Raw genomic sequence first — 14,856 nt, forward strand, 5'->3', positions numbered from 1 at the left:
ACACGCGCAAACGTCTTGCCACGTTGAGTCAATCCACCTATACACCGCTCGTCTGGCATCAGAATCGGTGTGCGGACTGTTTTGGTGTTTGCTCGGGCGCTTTCTTCGGCTCCGCTATGAGTTTCGACAAGACATGAACAATTAAAGTCGACCGAATTCTCCGGCGGGCACATGATGACCCGAAAGAAGACACGGAGCTCTGGGACGCGTGAAACATTCGTGGATATAAACCGCGAAAATATTTTGGAGAAAGCGATGAACCTTATCGCACAACTGGAAGCTGAGCAAATTGCTGCGCTCGGCAAATCCATTCCCGATTTCAAAGCAGGCGACACCATTCGCGTCGGCTTTAAAGTGACCGAGGGCACCCGCTCCCGCGTCCAGATGTACGAAGGCGTGTGCATTTCCCGTAAAAACGGCGCTGGCATTTCCGGCTCCTTTACGGTTCGCAAAATTTCCTTTGGTGAAGGTGTGGAACGTATGTTCCCATTGCACTCCACCAACATCGACAGCATCGAAGTTGTGCGTCGTGGCCGCGTTCGTCGCGCCAAGCTTTACTACTTGCGTGAGCGTCGTGGTAAATCCGCACGTATTGCAGAAGTCACCAACTACAAACCGCTTACCGCCAAAGCCTAAGGAGACCTTCGATGAAATCCGATACACACCCCGAATACCACGTCATCGGCGTCAAAATGACCGATGGCACAGTTGTCCAGATGAAATCCACTTGGGGTTCCGAAGGCGATCAGTTGTCCCTCGACATTGATCCGTCTGTGCACCCAGCATGGAATGGCGGCTCAACCCGCCTCATGGACCAAGGCGGCCGCGTCTCCAAGTTCAAGAGCAAATACTCTGGCCTCGGCTTCTAAGCCAAGCCTGCATACTGTTTACGAAAGGTCCGCAGATCATTCTGCGGGCCTTTTTTCATGCCGAAACACACCATTTCGGCGTGATCCCAATTGTGTTGACCACACCAACCTTCGACGTGTTCTGATACCCAGTTTTCGCGAAACGCACTTGCGCATGGGGTCATATCAACGGCATACATGACGGGATAATTTAGAGGCGTGAGCGGCAATTATTACCGCGCGGCAAAGACGGGATATACAGTTGGCACATATTATTGTCGTAGGAAATGAGAAGGGCGGAGCGGGTAAATCAACCGTCTCCATGCATGTCGCAACAGCTCTCTCGCGCATGGGCTACCGCGTAGGTGCGCTTGATCTGGACCTGCGCCAAAAAACCTTTGCACGCTATCTGGAAAACCGTCTTTCGTTTTGTGTGCGTGAGGGGCATGGTCTTCCGACCCCCGATTATCGCGACCTACCGTCCGTCAACGCCGACGAACTTGAGGACGGCGAAAACCTGTATGATCGACGGCTATCACTGGCCGTGGCCGGCCTTGAGGACACGTGTGACTTCATCCTCATTGATTGCCCAGGCTCTCACACCCGTTTGAGCCAAGTGGCGCACTCTCTCGCAGATACCTTGGTTACGCCGCTGAATGATAGTTTTATCGACTTTGATCTGTTGGCCCGTGTAGACCCAGATACAAATAAGATCATTGGTCCATCGGTCTATTCCGAAATGGTCTGGAATGCGCGTCAGTTGCGGGCACAAGCAGGGCTAAAACCTATTGACTGGGTGGTCTTGCGCAACCGTGTCGGCGCTCAAAACATGCATAACAAAAAGAAAATCGGAAGCGCGATGGAAGATCTGTCCAAACGGATCGGGTTTCGTGTCGCTCCCGGGTTTTCCGAGCGCGTCATTTTCCGCGAACTCTTCCCGCGCGGCCTAACACTGCTCGATCTCAAAGACATCGGCGTGAAAAACGCATTGAACATCTCTAACGTTGCTGCCCGTCAAGAGGTGCGCGACCTGCTCAAAGAAATCAAACTTCCAAACATCGAGATCAATTTCTAGGCGCCAGTCCCGCAAACCTACTTTAGCTTGATCACCGTGACTTTTGACGGATCGATCCCCTGTGCAAGCAACGCTGCCGTGGCATCCCCGCCAACTTGACCCGATGCAACATGAATCGACTTGGGGGCAAGGGTGATCGTTTTTGGTCGCTCACGCCACAGAGCGCGCGGGTCATATTTCTTGTAAAACGGTTCGGCATAAACCGGATCGGCACCGGACATATCAATGTCTGCATACTTCGACTGGACGACGAGAGACGTGAGCGCGCTCACATCGCCTGTCTGCGCGGCATGGCGCAAATTATCCGACTTAAAAAAGATGAAAGTAACGGCAGCGACGGTCAACATGACCGCCTGAATAACCATTTTGTACATTGGTGAACCCCTTAAAACTAACGACGACGCCTTACGCCTTGGATGTGGAAATTTGGTCGAAACGCGCGAGGATTTGTCCATTGCGGGCAGATCGGCTTTTCTTGTGCTTGCCGCTCACGTCAAAGGTGGCAGGATCGCGGTGTACGCCACGTTGTCCTTGGAAAACAATAGCGACCAACGAAAGCACGATGAGGGCCAGCCCAATGCCAAGCATCAGGTAAATCTGACCCTTCGAAAGCGTTGCCGCCAAGGTTTCAAAACGGGTAACGAGCGCGCTAAGATCAATCATGTCGGACCTCCTTTTGGTCATGTCCCAAATTGAAACTGACCCAGGATCGGGGCAAAAATCGGGCGTGGTCGTGAAAACTACGCGCCAAGTTTAGGGCTGATTAAGGCGCAATCTGCATGCTGATCCAGTCGAGCACCGCACCAACATTAGCCTCCAACGGCACTGCGAGACCCTCACAATACACATCAAACGCGCGGCGTTTGGTGGGATTCACACCAACAACGACCGGAATGCCATCGGCAAGTGCGCTTGCAATGACTCCGCGAAACCCGCGCCCATCCGCTTCTTGTTTACCAAATTTATTGATGATTAAAACCGATGGGGCATGGGACGCCATATCAGCCTCAACTTGAGCAACCGCCCGCTCCAATCCATCGGGGTCTAGTCGGCATCCCTGTGCAAACGGCCCCAACGACTGACTGATCCTCCACAGCGTTCCTGACGATAGCGTTTGCAGATCCATATGGCACATCTGAGTATCAGCGTTATCCGTATTCACCTGAACCGCCCCCGCAATTGCGACACCCTGATCACGCAAAGCTTTGGCCACATTGCTCAAAATTGCATCGATCTCCCCATGTCCCTGTGCGGTAATAAATGCGAGCATGTTTGATCCCTTGTGCGTGTGGCGTGTGCGGCACACAATGGCTGCACGCATCAAAAGGTCAAACCTGTCAGCGTTTGGACGGCACTTTCACGTATGAACGACACACAAAAGGCACGCCATGGTACAAATATCAGGTCTGATTTTAGCCGGAGGACAAGCACGGCGTATGGGCGGCACTGAGAAGGCATTCATCACACTGGATGGCGGACCCTTATTGACGCATGTGATTGACGCACTACGCCCGCAATGCGGCACCCTGGCCATCAGCTCAAATAGCCCCCCGCCTCTCTACGAGAGCTTCGGCTTACCGGTCTTGGCCGATGGCGTCCCTCAACAGCAAGGCCCACTCTCGGGGATTCTTGCAGGCTTAGAATGGGCGGCGCGCGCAGGACAATCGCAGATACTTTGCGTCCCTGTCGATGTTCCTTTTATACCCGACACTTTGGTCGCGCGCCTCACGGACGGAGCCACGAACTCCGGATTCTCCGTTGCTGCCAGTTCTCAAAATGAAATTCTGCGCCATCATCCCGTAATAGGTGTTTGGCCTGTTCATCTACGTGACGAAATCCGCGCCGCACTGGCTGACGGTGACCGTCGTGTCGGGCAGTTCGCGCTCCGTCATAACGCAACAATCGTCACATTCGACGTTGAGGGCGGGATTGACCCGTTCTTTAACATCAACACACCGCAGGATCGCATAGACGCCGAAGCCGCCCTAAAGCCCTAATTATCCCCGTTGGATCAGATAGACCTGAGTGTCGCCCACGTCCTCGGCGGATAGAAAGGTATGCCCTGCCTCGACACAAAAATGCGGCACATCAATGATAGCCGCAGGGTCCGATGCGACCAGCCGCAATACCGCACCCACGGGCATGTCCAACAAAGCCTTGCGTGCCTTGAGCACCGGAAGCGGGCATAAGAGGCCAACCGCGTCGATATCGCGATCTGGGTGCGTGTGTGCCGTCATTCCTTTGCCTCGAACGCATCACTGGACCGATCAAGATGGTTGGACATTGCGGCGACGGCACCCTCTTCATCGTGTCGCTCAATCAAATCGACAATCTTCGTGTGCTCCGCCAACGTGATGTCTTCGTTCCCTGACCAATGCAACAGCGTCAGGTGGTAATCAAATAGCCATCCCAACATGGCGTGAGACACCGAGGCAATAATGGGATTTTGAGCCGCTTGCGCAATACGTGTGTGAAAGGCGACATCCGCCTCAATAAAAGACGTGGCATCCCCAAGATGCATGCGCTGACGCTCCACGAGGATACGCAAATCCGCAACATCCGCCGCCGTTGCCGTTCGCGCAGCAATACGCACCATTCCCAGTTCAAACATCTGGCGTGCTTGTTTCAGGTGCTCAAGATTGGCGGGCGCAGACGATAAAACGAGGCGCGCGATCTCGCTTGATTGCGCAAGAACCGTACCTGCGTCGACTGCATTTACGCGAGACCGCTCACCATGACTGATCGTAATCAATCCACTATTGTGCAGCGACTGCAAGGCCTCACGCACGGCAGGACGGCCCACCCCAAAGCGATCCATCAGTGCACGCTCGGACGGCATAACATCACCGGCAGAAAGCGCGCCAGATGTGATCATCTCTCGCAATTTATCAAGCACCTGATCAGAAAGCTTGCGGCGCGTTATCTTTTCGCGCTCATCATGTTTTGGGGTGTTCTGCGCCATTGTCGCGTCTCCCTAAGCGGGTCATCAGTCAGTATATAAGACGTGATGACCGCTTTGGGCAACACTCGACCTTAGTCGAAATAGAAGAGATCGCACCAGATCAGATCAAGCCGGTCTGCTTGGCAATCATCGCGGCGTGTGTCCGATTGCGTGCGTCGAGTTTCGCGCAGATTGCGCGCATTTTCATCTTAATCGCAACTTCTGTTGTATCGAGTTCGATTGCGATTTCTTTGTTTGTTTTACCTGCGGCAGCAGAGCGCAGAATCAGGCGCTCGCGCTCATCCACTACAGATACGCCAGATTTACGCTCTTGCGACTTGCGCGCCAAAGATAGCGGAACAAACTCGTTGCCATCCGCGATCAAACGTAGCGTGCTTGCAAAGCTCTTGCACGGCTGGGTTTTAGAGATAAAGCCCTTTGCGCCAAGGCCAATCGCCTGCCAAATGAAATCATCGTCTGTCGTACCGGAGAAGATGACGACATTTCCATCGCCAGCAGCGCTCACGACCGATTTAACCGATTTCAAGCCTTCCATCCCAGGCATTGAGATATCAAGCATGATGACATCAAAACCCTCAGGAGCGGATTGCATCGCCTCAAGGGTCGTTTCGAAAGAGTTGCAAATCTGTACTGTGAAGTCGCGCTCTTCCAAAAGAACCAACTTTATTGCATCTGCAACGAGGCTGTGATCATCTGCGATCAGAACAGAAATAGTATCATTGTCACTCTGTGGAGCAACTTTACGCTCTGTTAGGTCTGAAATATCCGTACTCATATGTTCTTACTCCCTAGCTAAGCTCAAATTAACCTATTAGCTAACTTTCGCCACCCTTTGAGCTACAACAATCGGTAAAGTATGCTAATGCGCGATCAATTTCTACTTTAAGTATATAGATATTGACCCTAAAGGGTGCAATATTTGATCCAGCCGAGTGAAGCTTTCGGCATTAAGCTGCCAGACGCGCCTCAAGAGCATCGCATGTTTGAGCAAAAACACCCTCAAGACGCGATAGGTCAACGGTGAGAGCCGCAAGTGTGCGTGTATGTGCCTGCTGCTCTTGTATCAAAAGAAGCTCCATGAGCGCGTTGGCACCGACTAACGCAGCCGACCCTGCGAATTTATGCGCAACCTTTGCATAGCCCGCAACATCGCGTTGGCCAATCATTGCGCGCATTTCAGCGATGAGTTGATACCCCTCATCGACAAACCGCTCACAGGTGTGTCGCAAACGATCCGCACCCAACGCCTCGCCCAAATCCGAAAGGATCTCCTCGTTCACAATAACGCCCGATGCAGCATCGGACAGAGCCGACCCCGGGCGCACAGAAATCTGCATGACCTCATCAAGCTTTCGTTTTGTAATTGGCTTGATAATGACATCCGAGAACCCTTCGGCACGTAGCCTCTCGGTAATATCCTTTGCGGTGTTCGCCGTAACCGCAATGATAGGTGCCGTTGCATTTGGTCCATCGCCCTCCCGAATAATGCGGGTGGCATCGGTACCGTTCAAAACTGGCATGTTAAGATCCATCAAAATAACGTCGAACACAGAGGAGGACGCCGCACGCACCGCCTGTGCCCCATCAACAACCGCCTCGAACGAATGACCGCCGCGCATCAGCATCTCACACAGGACATCACGGTTGATTGCATTGTCCTCGACCACCAAAATTCTGAGCGGGGCTTGACTACGAGGCGTTGGAGCGACCGAACCACTTTCGGCTTCGACAGGTCCCGCGTCGATCGATGCAGCGGTATCTGCGGGGATAGAAAACCAAAACACACTCCCCTCCCCGACTTCGCTCTCGACACCGATTTGCCCGCCCATCGCACGCACAACACGCCGCGCAATGCCAAGCCCGAGACCTGTACCGCTCCCACTGCGGGCATTATCGGCCGATATGGTCACAAAGTCCTCAAACACGCGGTCGACATCGCCCTCAGGAATCCCGACACCTGTATCAATAACACGGTATTCAATCTGCGAGGCGGCGTTGTGAAACTCAATCTCTATGGTGACAGACCCGTCTTCGGTAAACCTGTTGGCATTGCCCACAAGGTTCATCAGTATTTGCAAAATGCGCGCGGGATCGCCGACAATAAACCCTGGGACATCCCCAACGGCCTCCACCAAAACGCGGTTTCCTCGCTCTTGCGCGTCAGCGGCGACCGTTTCGACGATGCGGTTGGCAAGCTCATAGGGAGACAACGCGACACGGGCAAAATCGAATTTGCCTGCTTCCAGCTTTTCAACATCCAACACATCATTAACATGACCCAACAAAATGGCCCCCGAATATTCCATAGCTTGCACGTACCGCTTTTGCCCCCCCGTCAGGTGCGTCACCTTGAGGTTTTCCAACGTTCCCAACAGACCATTCAGCGGCGTACGGATTTCATGACTCATCACCGCAACGAATGCGGCCTTTGCGCGTTCGCTTTGCATGGCTTGGTCACGCGCGGAGATCAGATCATTCTCCGCCTCAACGCGTCGCGTAATATCGCGCATGTAAGATACAAACAGCTCGCGATTACCGAGGCGGATCGATGAGATAGACAGCTCGACCGGAAACAACTCGCCATTTTTGCGCTTGGCCTCCATTGAGATCAGGCCTTTTCCGACCACGCGCGCCGTTCCACCGTCTCGGTAGCGTTTGAACCCTGCCTCGTGCGCCTCGACCAAATGATCAGGAACGATCAGTTCCGAAAGTGATCGCCCGATTGCCTCTTGGGTCGAGTAGCCAAAAATAGTTGTGGCGGCCGGATTGAATTCGACGACACGCGCGTCCTGATCCACCACAACCACGGCATCCAGAGCCGTATTAATGACGGCCTCAAAACGCAATTTGGCCGAACGCAGCGACCGCGTTTGGCGCGCGCCGAATTGCCATAGATACCAAAGCCCGAATAAACCCATCGATAGCGCGGTCACCAAAACACCCGCAACGGCCGCCAGACGGACCAAGGATGAATACACCCGTTCGCGCTGATCCTGTGCGGCAACCGCAAACTCACGGATACCTTGCAGTGAAATCGCACGCACATTAAGGGCCAGATCCGCCATTTGCGACGACAACGGCGGATGTGCGTCCGCCACAGCTTGCGGCCCTGCATCGACAATCTTTGCGGTGGACACAGTGAACTCTCGCAACGACCCCATACGTGACAAGACCGAACTCCCGTCGAACACGCGCCCGAACGCATCCCCATTCATCACGGTTTCGACGCGGCTATAAAACACGTCAAAGCGTTGCGAAAACTCTCTCACGCGCACCGGATCATCGGGATCGAACATCAACAGCGCAATTCGCATCTGATCAAATTCGACCTCTAACTGGGCGAGGGACCATTGCTGACTATCGGAGTTCGCAATCGCGAGACTTTCGATCTCGGTACGCACAGCGCCGCCATAGCGCGCTATTTCCCAAATGGACATCGACACGACAAAGAACAGCAGCAAAGCCAAGGGCGCACCCTTGGCCTCCGCCGCCCGAACAAGTCGTGCGCTAAATCCACTGCGAAAAGACACCTAAGTTACTCGGAAGGCTCGACGCGAAGTTGCTTCACCTGCCAGACGCTACGTGAGTACACGACTTCGCTGCGCAAATCATCATCACTGTCGTAGGGGTATACAACCCAAATCGGACCTTTGTCGCGGATGGACATTTCTTCGCCATTGCGACGTGTCGCCAAAAGCGCCTCATCGGGACGCATTTCGGACACGGGCATCGACACCACGTAATCGTTAATAGCACTCACGAACAACTCACCCTCGGTCAATCCGAGCTCTTCCAAGATGGTGTTCACATAAACGCCTGAAAACGATTGTACACCCTCGGTCCAGATCGTGGTTGTCTCGAACGCGCCTTGCGTCATTGCGTCAAGACTGGCCAAATCAAAGTCCCGCATATCCTCAACACCGTCTGCGTCGAAATCCCCATAGACGGTCAAAATTGCTGGGCCAGTTAGCTCGGGCGCATCCTCGGCGACTGCCAAAAAGGGGACCAAAATCAAAGTGGCGCCACACAGGATAGATTTCAAATTCACGCTATAACTCCTCGTGCTGATGTTCACGCACATCATCACACGGCGCTATAGTTTTTCCTACATCTTCATAGGTATCGCATTATATCCAAAAGTATAGTTAACGCGACAAGAAGAGTTCAGACAAACGCGTACAACCTAAAGAAATTTCCTAAATTAATTAACCATAACAATATATTATCCAAAAATAGCCGCACCAAAGCCGATTAGTCGGAAGGATTCCTTAGTTATGAAATTGAAACTTTAGGATATCTCAACAATCCAAATTAGGTGAAAAATAATCTATTGCTCGTTTTTCAATTCAGGCCGGCCGCGTTTAGATACTGTTAGCGCATACATCGTAATCAATAGCACTTGTTTTGCATTTTGAGAGTTAAAATGAACCTTTTAGTTAATAGACTGTTAAATCGCTACGGCCCCTCGTTAAAGGGTGAGCAAAACGCGATGCGGCCAAATATGTCGTTAGAGACAGTTAGAAAACCACATGTCATTCCGATCGTCACCGCGCACACCAAGATTCTATTTATTGGATTTCCCACCGGATCAATCTTTCCACGCTCGAATGCAATGCCACTTGGATACCAGATCGCCAGTTGCGACCTTGAACGTGCGCGCGACCTATTCGCCGTGATGGCCTTTGACTATGTGTGTCTTTATTCCGATAGTATGTGCCCGCACCTGATCGACCACGTGCGCGACACAGCCAAAGCACTTGAGGAAACACCGCAAACACAGCTTATCGCTGTTGGCCCCCACTTCCCGAATGAATTCAAAAGCTTTCTTATCGCGCTTGGCGCACATGACGCCATTCAATGGCGCGGCGATACAAGTGCCCTCTTGTCGGCTCTGCATCATCGCATCCAAGAGGAAGTCGAGTGAGGGCAGGCTTAGCGAAACCCATCTAGAGCAACTATAACCTTCGCCTAACATTCCATGTAAATATTGATGCAAAGTCACACATGCCCAACACTGTCAGAACTTACACCCCACCAAGACTCGCCGCGAACACAAATGCACGCCCATCATCAAGTGACGCGCCTGACTGTCTTGTGAACTACTTTTTAGACATTCTCACGAATATCGATGACATGGACGCGCCCGAAATCGCTCACGCTTTGGACAGCTTCGGCATCCGCCTGACGCGCACGCTAAAAACCTAAGCGCGCGCGAGACTCGTCAATCGAACCAACCCATCTCGCGGGCGATCATTGCTGCGTGAGTCCGGTTGCGCGCCTCAAGCTTGCGGCCCAACGTGCGCACATGCAATTTGATCGTGACCTCACTTAGCCCGAGATCAAGCGCGATTTCCTTGTTCGCCTTGCCTTCGCACAATCCACGCAACACTTCGGTTTCACGCGATGTCAGGCCGGTCTCGGGCTTGGCTTCTTTTTGTGACATAAATTCAAATGGCGCAAAAACTGTACCTGAAACCATAATGTGAACCGCGCCGGCGATGGATTTTGCGGGCAGTGATTTAGGCACAAATCCAACCGCGCCACATTCAATCGCGCGGCGTGCAACCTCTGCACTGGCAGCACCCGATATAATGGCAATCGGTACGCCAGGATAATCGCTCAGCAATTGCTCCAACCCCTTGAGACCATTCATACCCGGCATTTGATAATCGAGTAAAATAAGGTCGAACGCTGAATCAGCCTGTAAGATCTCAATTGTTTGATCAACCGAGGCTGAGGTAATGACCTCTTCGAACCCTTCATTGCGCAGATATGCTGCGACAGAATCTCTAACCAAATCATGGTCGTCTGCTAGCAAAAGTTTCATTGCGTCCCCCTGCCATTTCCGGCGCGCATCGCGTGCGGCCCTATAAATCTATTCGCATCAAACATACTTAAATGCATCAAATCTCAACCTCTCGCTCAATCCACGCAGACTTCACTCGCACCCACAACCTATTACTGGTCGCCTTTATGCTTGCCGCCCTGAACGCTCACCTACCACTTTAGGTAGTATATGACGCTCCAACCGCACAAGCAAAGCGACAAAAGATACAATTCCGGAAATCATATAGCCTATCAAGGCCACCCAAATTCCCTGCCCGCTCACCAAAAACATCAGTGCAACAACTAGGCCAAGAACACTTGCGGCAAACAAGTACGCTAAAATTTTCATTGCCTCTCCTTTGATAGCGCCGATTTTTTCCGTAACGCACGGAACCTGCATCTATTTTTTGATCATACGGAAAAATTAACCATAGGTAAGCCGCGCAAAGGGTCGGGCGTAACGATTTTGCGCGGCATCTATATTCTATAGTTTTATCCTACGATTGACTACCCGCCACACCCCAAAGACAACTCGAGAAACTCATGCGCCACCCTTAAGACTTTCGCGTGCATTCACACCGCGGGGCCTACGACCTATCAAGTACCCCTGCTCGCATGAGAGGCAGCTCGACGGCGGCCCACCAACGTTGTCAGAGTAGCCATCATCGATCTGGCCCGATGCACCGTTGCCGCCCCCCAGTGGCACTATGACGGCGTGTCGGGCCAATTATCAACATCGCGGCCCAACTGTGCGCAACCTAAGTTGCGAAAGTCGATACGCCAAAAGTGTCAACGCCATCTAAAGATACATGATTAATGCTTTTGCGCGCGTCATGGTCTATCAAAGCCATGCTATCGTTTTACCAACTGTTAAGGAAAACGATATGTTTAGTATTTTTGATGGCTTCGATGCAAACTGCTGTTTGCTCACCACATCTTGTACACTCACGAGCTCAATGCTCACGATGCTGGAAAACGATGATGCGCAAGTGAAAGTTTGCGGAAGCTACGGCTCTCTGAAAGCCGCGCTAAGCGACGATACGACTATAAACTATATCTTTATCGACCTCGACAGCTTTGACGGCATCGCCGCGCAGTTTGACACAATAAAGAAGTTACGCGAAACGCACGCAGACAAGAGCGTTGTTCTGCTCTCCTCCGATTTTGCGATGAATGAGTATGGCACGCATCGCTTAATGCTTGCGGATGTATCGTTACGCCTACCAGTCACAATGTCATCGCTGGAAATTGCATTAATGCAAGCGCCAGTAAATAACAAAACATGGTGCCATCGTATGGCCGCAACACAGGATGTCGCGGCAACTCCGGCTCCAGTACGGCAGTTTCAACACGAAAGCAGCGCGGCCTGATCCGCGCGCAATAGTCCACTCTTGGGCCAACTCAAAAGGACGACCAACGCACTGCGATGGTCGTCCTTTTTTCAGTCTAATCGCTTTGAACTTTACCACTCAAAGGCGGATACCTGTTGGCGCTTGCCAAGGGTAAGCGCATCCGAGACGTGTAGCATGGGACGCAGATCAACTTCGCTTGCACCGCTAGAAACGAGGGCGGCCATATCGGCGTATAGTTGCGGGTATTCACCGTCGAGCTGACCGATTGCACCGGGTTGTTCAGTGCCGTCGATCAGCAGCACACCGCCGCCCTTCTCAAGCTTCAAAACTCCCTCTTTGCACACCGCCTCAATATCCCAAATATCCGCACCGCTATGATCCCAATTCATTTGGGCCGACACGGTAGCGCCATGTGGATGATAAAAATCGAGATCCGCCGCAATCGGCGTGTCGCGGTTGGCTGGGAATTTCAGAATTGCGCCCGTCAGATGGATCGGATCAGGCAAAATTTCGGTCACGATGGACAGTGCATTGATACCTGGATCAAAGATACCCATACCACCCGGCTCGAACACCCAATCCTGATTTGGATGCCATTTGCGTACGTCCTCTTTCCATGTCACCGTGAACCGCTCGATCGCCTTGCCCATAAGCCATGCTTTAGCCGTTGCGACCTGAGCGGCCTTGCGTGAATGCCATGTCGCGTACAGCGTCACACCAGCATCGCGTGCGAGCGCTTCAAGGGCATAGACTTCCGACAACGTAGCACCCGGGGGCTTTTCAAGCATCACGTGACGTCCTGCGGCAATGGCCGCACGTGCATATTCGAAACGTGGGACCGGTGGCATACACAAGCTCACCACCTCAATCTCGGGGTGCGCGCCAAGCATCTCGTCCATGCTCTTATAGTTTGGCACACCCTCTACCTGATGGTGGCGTGACACGGCCGCAGCCAGTTCCCAGTCGTCCGATTTGGCGAGCGATGGAATATGCTGATCGATGGCGATCTTACCGACACCGACCAGAGCAATTTTACGCAGCGCCATTAGTGACTATCCTTGCCGACAGGTGCCCCACGGCACCCTTTAAGAAAGTCGAGATCCGCGCCTGTGTCTGCGCCCTCAACGTGCGCTTGGTGCAACCACGCGTATCCGCCAGTCGCCTGTTCATGGGCCGGTGCCCACGCGGCCAAACGCGCGGCCAACTCATCATCAGGAATGTCGAGATGTAGACGGCGGTTTGGCACATCAAGCTCAATGAAATCGCCGTTTTGAACCACAGCAAGCGGACCACCCGCAGCGGCCTCAGGCGAGGTATGAAGTACGACTGTGCCGTAAGCGGTGCCAGACATCCGAGCGTCCGAGATACGAACCATGTCCGTGATGCCCTTGCGCAGAACCTTTGGCGGCAAACCCATATTACCAACTTCGGCCATACCTGGGTAGCCTTTGGGACCACAGTTTTTCATGACCATGACGCAGGTCTCATCAATGTCGAGATCCTCGTCATTGATCTTGGCTTTATAGTCATCGATATCCTCGAACACGACCGCACGGCCGCGGTGGGTGAGCAACGCAGGTGTCGCCGCAGACGGTTTAAGAACCGCACCTTTGGGGGCAAGGTTGCCGCGCACAACGGCAATTCCGCCCTGTTCCATAAGAGGTTTATCAACGGGCAGAATGACGTCTTCGTTGTGGTTCACAACGTCTTTGACCTCATTCCAAATCGTCTCGCCCGATACGGTGAGGGCGTCCTTATTCAACTGGCCACCCTCGCCCAAACGCTTGAGCACCACAGGCAAACCACCGGCGTAAAAGAATTCCTCCATCAGGTATTTGCCCGACGGCATCAGGTTCACAATGGTGGAGACATCGCGGCCACAGCGATCCCAATCGTCAAGCGAGAGATCAATACCCACACGCCCCGCCATAGCGAGCAAATGCACAACGGCGTTGGTCGATCCACCGATCGCACCGTTCGCGCGAATGGCGTTCTCGAACGCGGCTTTGGTCATAATGTCGGAGGGTTTCAAGTCGTCTTTGACCATCTGTACAATACGGCGGCCTGACAGTTGCGCCATCACGCGGCGGCGACTATCGACCGCTGGGATCGCGGCGTTGCCCGACAATGCCATGCCAAGTGCTTCGGCCATAGACGCCATTGTTGAGGCCGTGCCCATCGTGTTGCATGTACCCGTTGAGCGCGACATGCCTTGTTCGGCTTCCAAGAATTCCTCTTGGGTCATCTTGCCCGCTTTGACATCCTCGGAGAATTTCCAAAGGTGGGTGCCAGATCCAATACGCTCGTTTTTGTAAATACCATTGAGCATCGGCCCGCCGGTCACAACAATGGACGGAAGATCACAAGACGCGGCCCCCATCATCAAGGACGGCGTGGTTTTATCACAGCCCACAAGCAGCACACAGCCGTCAATCGGTTGTCCACGAATAGTTTCCTCGACCGCGAGAGCCGCAAGGTTGCGAAACATCATCGCGGTTGGGCGATAGGTATTTTCAGACGCGGAGAACACCGGAACCTCGACGGGGAAACCACCCGCCTCCCAAATGCCCGCTTTGACCTTTTCGGCCAGTTCTTTCATGTGGCTGCCATTGCATGGCGTCAATTCAGACCATGTATTGAGGACGCCGATAACGGGCCGCCCGTCGAACAAGTCATGCGGATAACCTTGGTTCTTGAGCCACCCACGGTGATAAATCGTATCGCGGCTATTGCCACCATACCAAGATTGCGAACGCAGTTTACGGGGCCATTCAGCAGGTTTGAAACTCATGA

18 protein-coding genes are annotated in these 14,856 nt (G+C 53.0%); 6 read left to right on the forward strand and 12 right to left on the reverse strand.

Features of this window, described 5'->3' with window-relative positions:
* The first annotated feature begins 255 nt into the window (after positions 1 to 255).
* The 3 genes from rplS (at position 256) to IMCC12053_RS05815 (ending at position 1,923) form a co-directional block, all read left to right on the forward strand.
* The gene (rplS, locus tag IMCC12053_RS05800) at positions 256 to 636 is read left to right on the forward strand and encodes a 50S ribosomal protein L19 (protein WP_062216613.1); all 381 of its coding nucleotides are present in this window, start codon (positions 256 to 258) and stop codon (positions 634 to 636) included.
* Between the two features lie 11 nt (positions 637 to 647).
* Positions 648 to 869, forward strand: coding sequence for a 50S ribosomal protein L31 (rpmE, locus tag IMCC12053_RS05805; protein ID WP_062216617.1), 222 nt, complete (start codon positions 648 to 650; stop codon positions 867 to 869).
* Positions 870 to 1,110: 241 nt separating this feature from the next.
* The gene (locus tag IMCC12053_RS05815; protein ID WP_062216623.1) at positions 1,111 to 1,923 is read left to right on the forward strand and encodes a division plane positioning ATPase MipZ; all 813 of its coding nucleotides are present in this window, start codon (positions 1,111 to 1,113) and stop codon (positions 1,921 to 1,923) included.
* A gap of 17 nt (positions 1,924 to 1,940) precedes the next feature.
* Here the strand turns inward: IMCC12053_RS05815 and IMCC12053_RS05820 are convergent, their stop codons facing one another.
* The 3 genes from IMCC12053_RS05820 to IMCC12053_RS05830 all read right to left on the reverse strand — a co-directional run bounded on the left by IMCC12053_RS05820 (position 1,941) and on the right by IMCC12053_RS05830 (position 3,193).
* A complete protein-coding gene (locus IMCC12053_RS05820; RefSeq protein ID WP_062216627.1) occupies positions 1,941 to 2,297 on the reverse strand; it encodes a hypothetical protein in 357 nt (118 codons plus the stop codon).
* Positions 2,298 to 2,328: 31 nt separating this feature from the next.
* On the reverse strand, positions 2,329 to 2,586 hold the full coding sequence (locus IMCC12053_RS05825) for a hypothetical protein (protein ID WP_062216630.1): 258 nt from the start codon (positions 2,584 to 2,586) through the stop codon (positions 2,329 to 2,331).
* Positions 2,587 to 2,686: 100 nt separating this feature from the next.
* The gene (locus IMCC12053_RS05830; RefSeq protein WP_062220957.1) at positions 2,687 to 3,193 is read right to left on the reverse strand and encodes a DUF2478 domain-containing protein; all 507 of its coding nucleotides are present in this window, start codon (positions 3,191 to 3,193) and stop codon (positions 2,687 to 2,689) included.
* A 118-nt stretch (positions 3,194 to 3,311) separates the two neighbouring features.
* Here IMCC12053_RS05830 and mobA point away from each other — a divergent pair, with 118 nt between their 5' ends.
* Entirely contained in the window at positions 3,312 to 3,920 is a 609-nt protein-coding gene (gene mobA, locus IMCC12053_RS05835; protein ID WP_062216633.1) for a molybdenum cofactor guanylyltransferase MobA, read from the forward strand.
* Here mobA and IMCC12053_RS05840 read toward each other — a convergent pair whose 3' ends face one another.
* The 5 genes from IMCC12053_RS05840 to IMCC12053_RS05860 form a co-directional block, all read right to left on the reverse strand.
* On the reverse strand, positions 3,921 to 4,160 hold the full coding sequence (locus tag IMCC12053_RS05840; RefSeq protein ID WP_062216636.1) for a sulfurtransferase TusA family protein: 240 nt from the start codon (positions 4,158 to 4,160) through the stop codon (positions 3,921 to 3,923). It lies immediately after the preceding gene.
* A complete protein-coding gene (nanR, locus tag IMCC12053_RS05845) occupies positions 4,157 to 4,885 on the reverse strand; it encodes a transcriptional regulator NanR (RefSeq protein WP_062216638.1) in 729 nt (242 codons plus the stop codon). Before nanR ends, IMCC12053_RS05840 begins: the two co-directional genes overlap by 4 nt.
* Before the next feature lie 100 nt (positions 4,886 to 4,985).
* Entirely contained in the window at positions 4,986 to 5,660 is a 675-nt protein-coding gene (locus tag IMCC12053_RS05850; RefSeq protein WP_062216641.1) for a response regulator transcription factor, read from the reverse strand.
* A 172-nt stretch (positions 5,661 to 5,832) separates the two neighbouring features.
* The gene (locus tag IMCC12053_RS05855) at positions 5,833 to 8,352 is read right to left on the reverse strand and encodes a hybrid sensor histidine kinase/response regulator (protein WP_062216644.1); all 2,520 of its coding nucleotides are present in this window, start codon (positions 8,350 to 8,352) and stop codon (positions 5,833 to 5,835) included.
* Positions 8,353 to 8,420: 68 nt separating this feature from the next.
* Entirely contained in the window at positions 8,421 to 8,933 is a 513-nt protein-coding gene (locus tag IMCC12053_RS05860; RefSeq protein WP_062216647.1) for a putative pterin-binding protein, read from the reverse strand.
* 375 nt (positions 8,934 to 9,308) lie between these two features.
* On the opposite strand from IMCC12053_RS05860, the gene IMCC12053_RS05865 reads away from it, so the two are divergent.
* The gene (locus IMCC12053_RS05865) at positions 9,309 to 9,809 is read left to right on the forward strand and encodes a hypothetical protein (RefSeq protein WP_062216650.1); all 501 of its coding nucleotides are present in this window, start codon (positions 9,309 to 9,311) and stop codon (positions 9,807 to 9,809) included.
* Positions 9,810 to 10,106: 297 nt separating this feature from the next.
* Here IMCC12053_RS05865 and IMCC12053_RS05870 read toward each other — a convergent pair whose 3' ends face one another.
* Together IMCC12053_RS05870 and IMCC12053_RS05875 are read right to left on the reverse strand one after the other, a co-directional pair.
* Positions 10,107 to 10,712, reverse strand: coding sequence for a response regulator transcription factor (locus IMCC12053_RS05870; protein ID WP_062216653.1), 606 nt, complete (start codon positions 10,710 to 10,712; stop codon positions 10,107 to 10,109).
* 144 nt (positions 10,713 to 10,856) lie between these two features.
* Complete coding sequence (locus IMCC12053_RS05875) at positions 10,857 to 11,060, reverse strand: hypothetical protein (RefSeq protein WP_062216656.1); 204 nt, start codon at positions 11,058 to 11,060, stop codon at positions 10,857 to 10,859.
* 460 nt (positions 11,061 to 11,520) lie between these two features.
* On the opposite strand from IMCC12053_RS05875, the gene IMCC12053_RS05880 reads away from it, so the two are divergent.
* Entirely contained in the window at positions 11,521 to 12,081 is a 561-nt protein-coding gene (locus IMCC12053_RS05880) for a hypothetical protein (protein ID WP_062216659.1), read from the forward strand.
* Between the two features lie 92 nt (positions 12,082 to 12,173).
* Here IMCC12053_RS05880 and IMCC12053_RS05885 read toward each other — a convergent pair whose 3' ends face one another.
* Complete coding sequence (locus IMCC12053_RS05885) at positions 12,174 to 13,109, reverse strand: Gfo/Idh/MocA family protein (RefSeq protein WP_062216662.1); 936 nt, start codon at positions 13,107 to 13,109, stop codon at positions 12,174 to 12,176.
* Entirely contained in the window at positions 13,109 to 14,854 is a 1,746-nt protein-coding gene (gene araD, locus IMCC12053_RS05890) for an L-arabinonate dehydratase (RefSeq protein WP_062216665.1), read from the reverse strand. The genes IMCC12053_RS05885 and araD overlap by 1 nt, the downstream gene beginning before the upstream one ends.
* Positions 14,855 to 14,856 lie beyond the last annotated feature (2 nt).

It is taken from the genome of Celeribacter marinus, from assembly GCF_001308265.1.
Classification (GTDB): Bacteria; Pseudomonadota; Alphaproteobacteria; order Rhodobacterales; family Rhodobacteraceae; genus Celeribacter; species Celeribacter marinus.

Excerpts from the sequence above, each read along its gene's own strand:
- rplS (WP_062216613.1), top strand. The coding sequence starts at position 256 with ATGAACCTTATCGCACAACTGGAAGCTGAGCAAATTGCTGCGCTCGGC.
- rpmE (WP_062216617.1), top strand. The coding sequence starts at position 648 with ATGAAATCCGATACACACCCCGAATACCACGTCATCGGCGTCAAAATG.
- IMCC12053_RS05820 (WP_062216627.1), bottom strand. The coding sequence starts at position 2,297 with ATGTACAAAATGGTTATTCAGGCGGTCATGTTGACCGTCGCTGCCGTT.
- IMCC12053_RS05825 (WP_062216630.1), bottom strand. The coding sequence starts at position 2,586 with ATGATTGATCTTAGCGCGCTCGTTACCCGTTTTGAAACCTTGGCGGCA.
- IMCC12053_RS05830 (WP_062220957.1), bottom strand. The coding sequence starts at position 3,193 with ATGCTCGCATTTATTACCGCACAGGGACATGGGGAGATCGATGCAATT.
- mobA (WP_062216633.1), top strand. The coding sequence starts at position 3,312 with ATGGTACAAATATCAGGTCTGATTTTAGCCGGAGGACAAGCACGGCGT.
- IMCC12053_RS05840 (WP_062216636.1), bottom strand. The coding sequence starts at position 4,160 with ATGACGGCACACACGCACCCAGATCGCGATATCGACGCGGTTGGCCTC.
- nanR (WP_062216638.1), bottom strand. The coding sequence starts at position 4,885 with ATGGCGCAGAACACCCCAAAACATGATGAGCGCGAAAAGATAACGCGC.
- IMCC12053_RS05850 (WP_062216641.1), bottom strand. The coding sequence starts at position 5,660 with ATGAGTACGGATATTTCAGACCTAACAGAGCGTAAAGTTGCTCCACAG.
- IMCC12053_RS05865 (WP_062216650.1), top strand. The coding sequence starts at position 9,309 with ATGAACCTTTTAGTTAATAGACTGTTAAATCGCTACGGCCCCTCGTTA.
- IMCC12053_RS05870 (WP_062216653.1), bottom strand. The coding sequence starts at position 10,712 with ATGAAACTTTTGCTAGCAGACGACCATGATTTGGTTAGAGATTCTGTC.
- IMCC12053_RS05875 (WP_062216656.1), bottom strand. The coding sequence starts at position 11,060 with ATGAAAATTTTAGCGTACTTGTTTGCCGCAAGTGTTCTTGGCCTAGTT.
- IMCC12053_RS05880 (WP_062216659.1), top strand. The coding sequence starts at position 11,521 with ATGATTAATGCTTTTGCGCGCGTCATGGTCTATCAAAGCCATGCTATC.
- IMCC12053_RS05885 (WP_062216662.1), bottom strand. The coding sequence starts at position 13,109 with ATGGCGCTGCGTAAAATTGCTCTGGTCGGTGTCGGTAAGATCGCCATC.
- araD (WP_062216665.1), bottom strand. The coding sequence starts at position 14,854 with ATGAGTTTCAAACCTGCTGAATGGCCCCGTAAACTGCGTTCGCAATCT.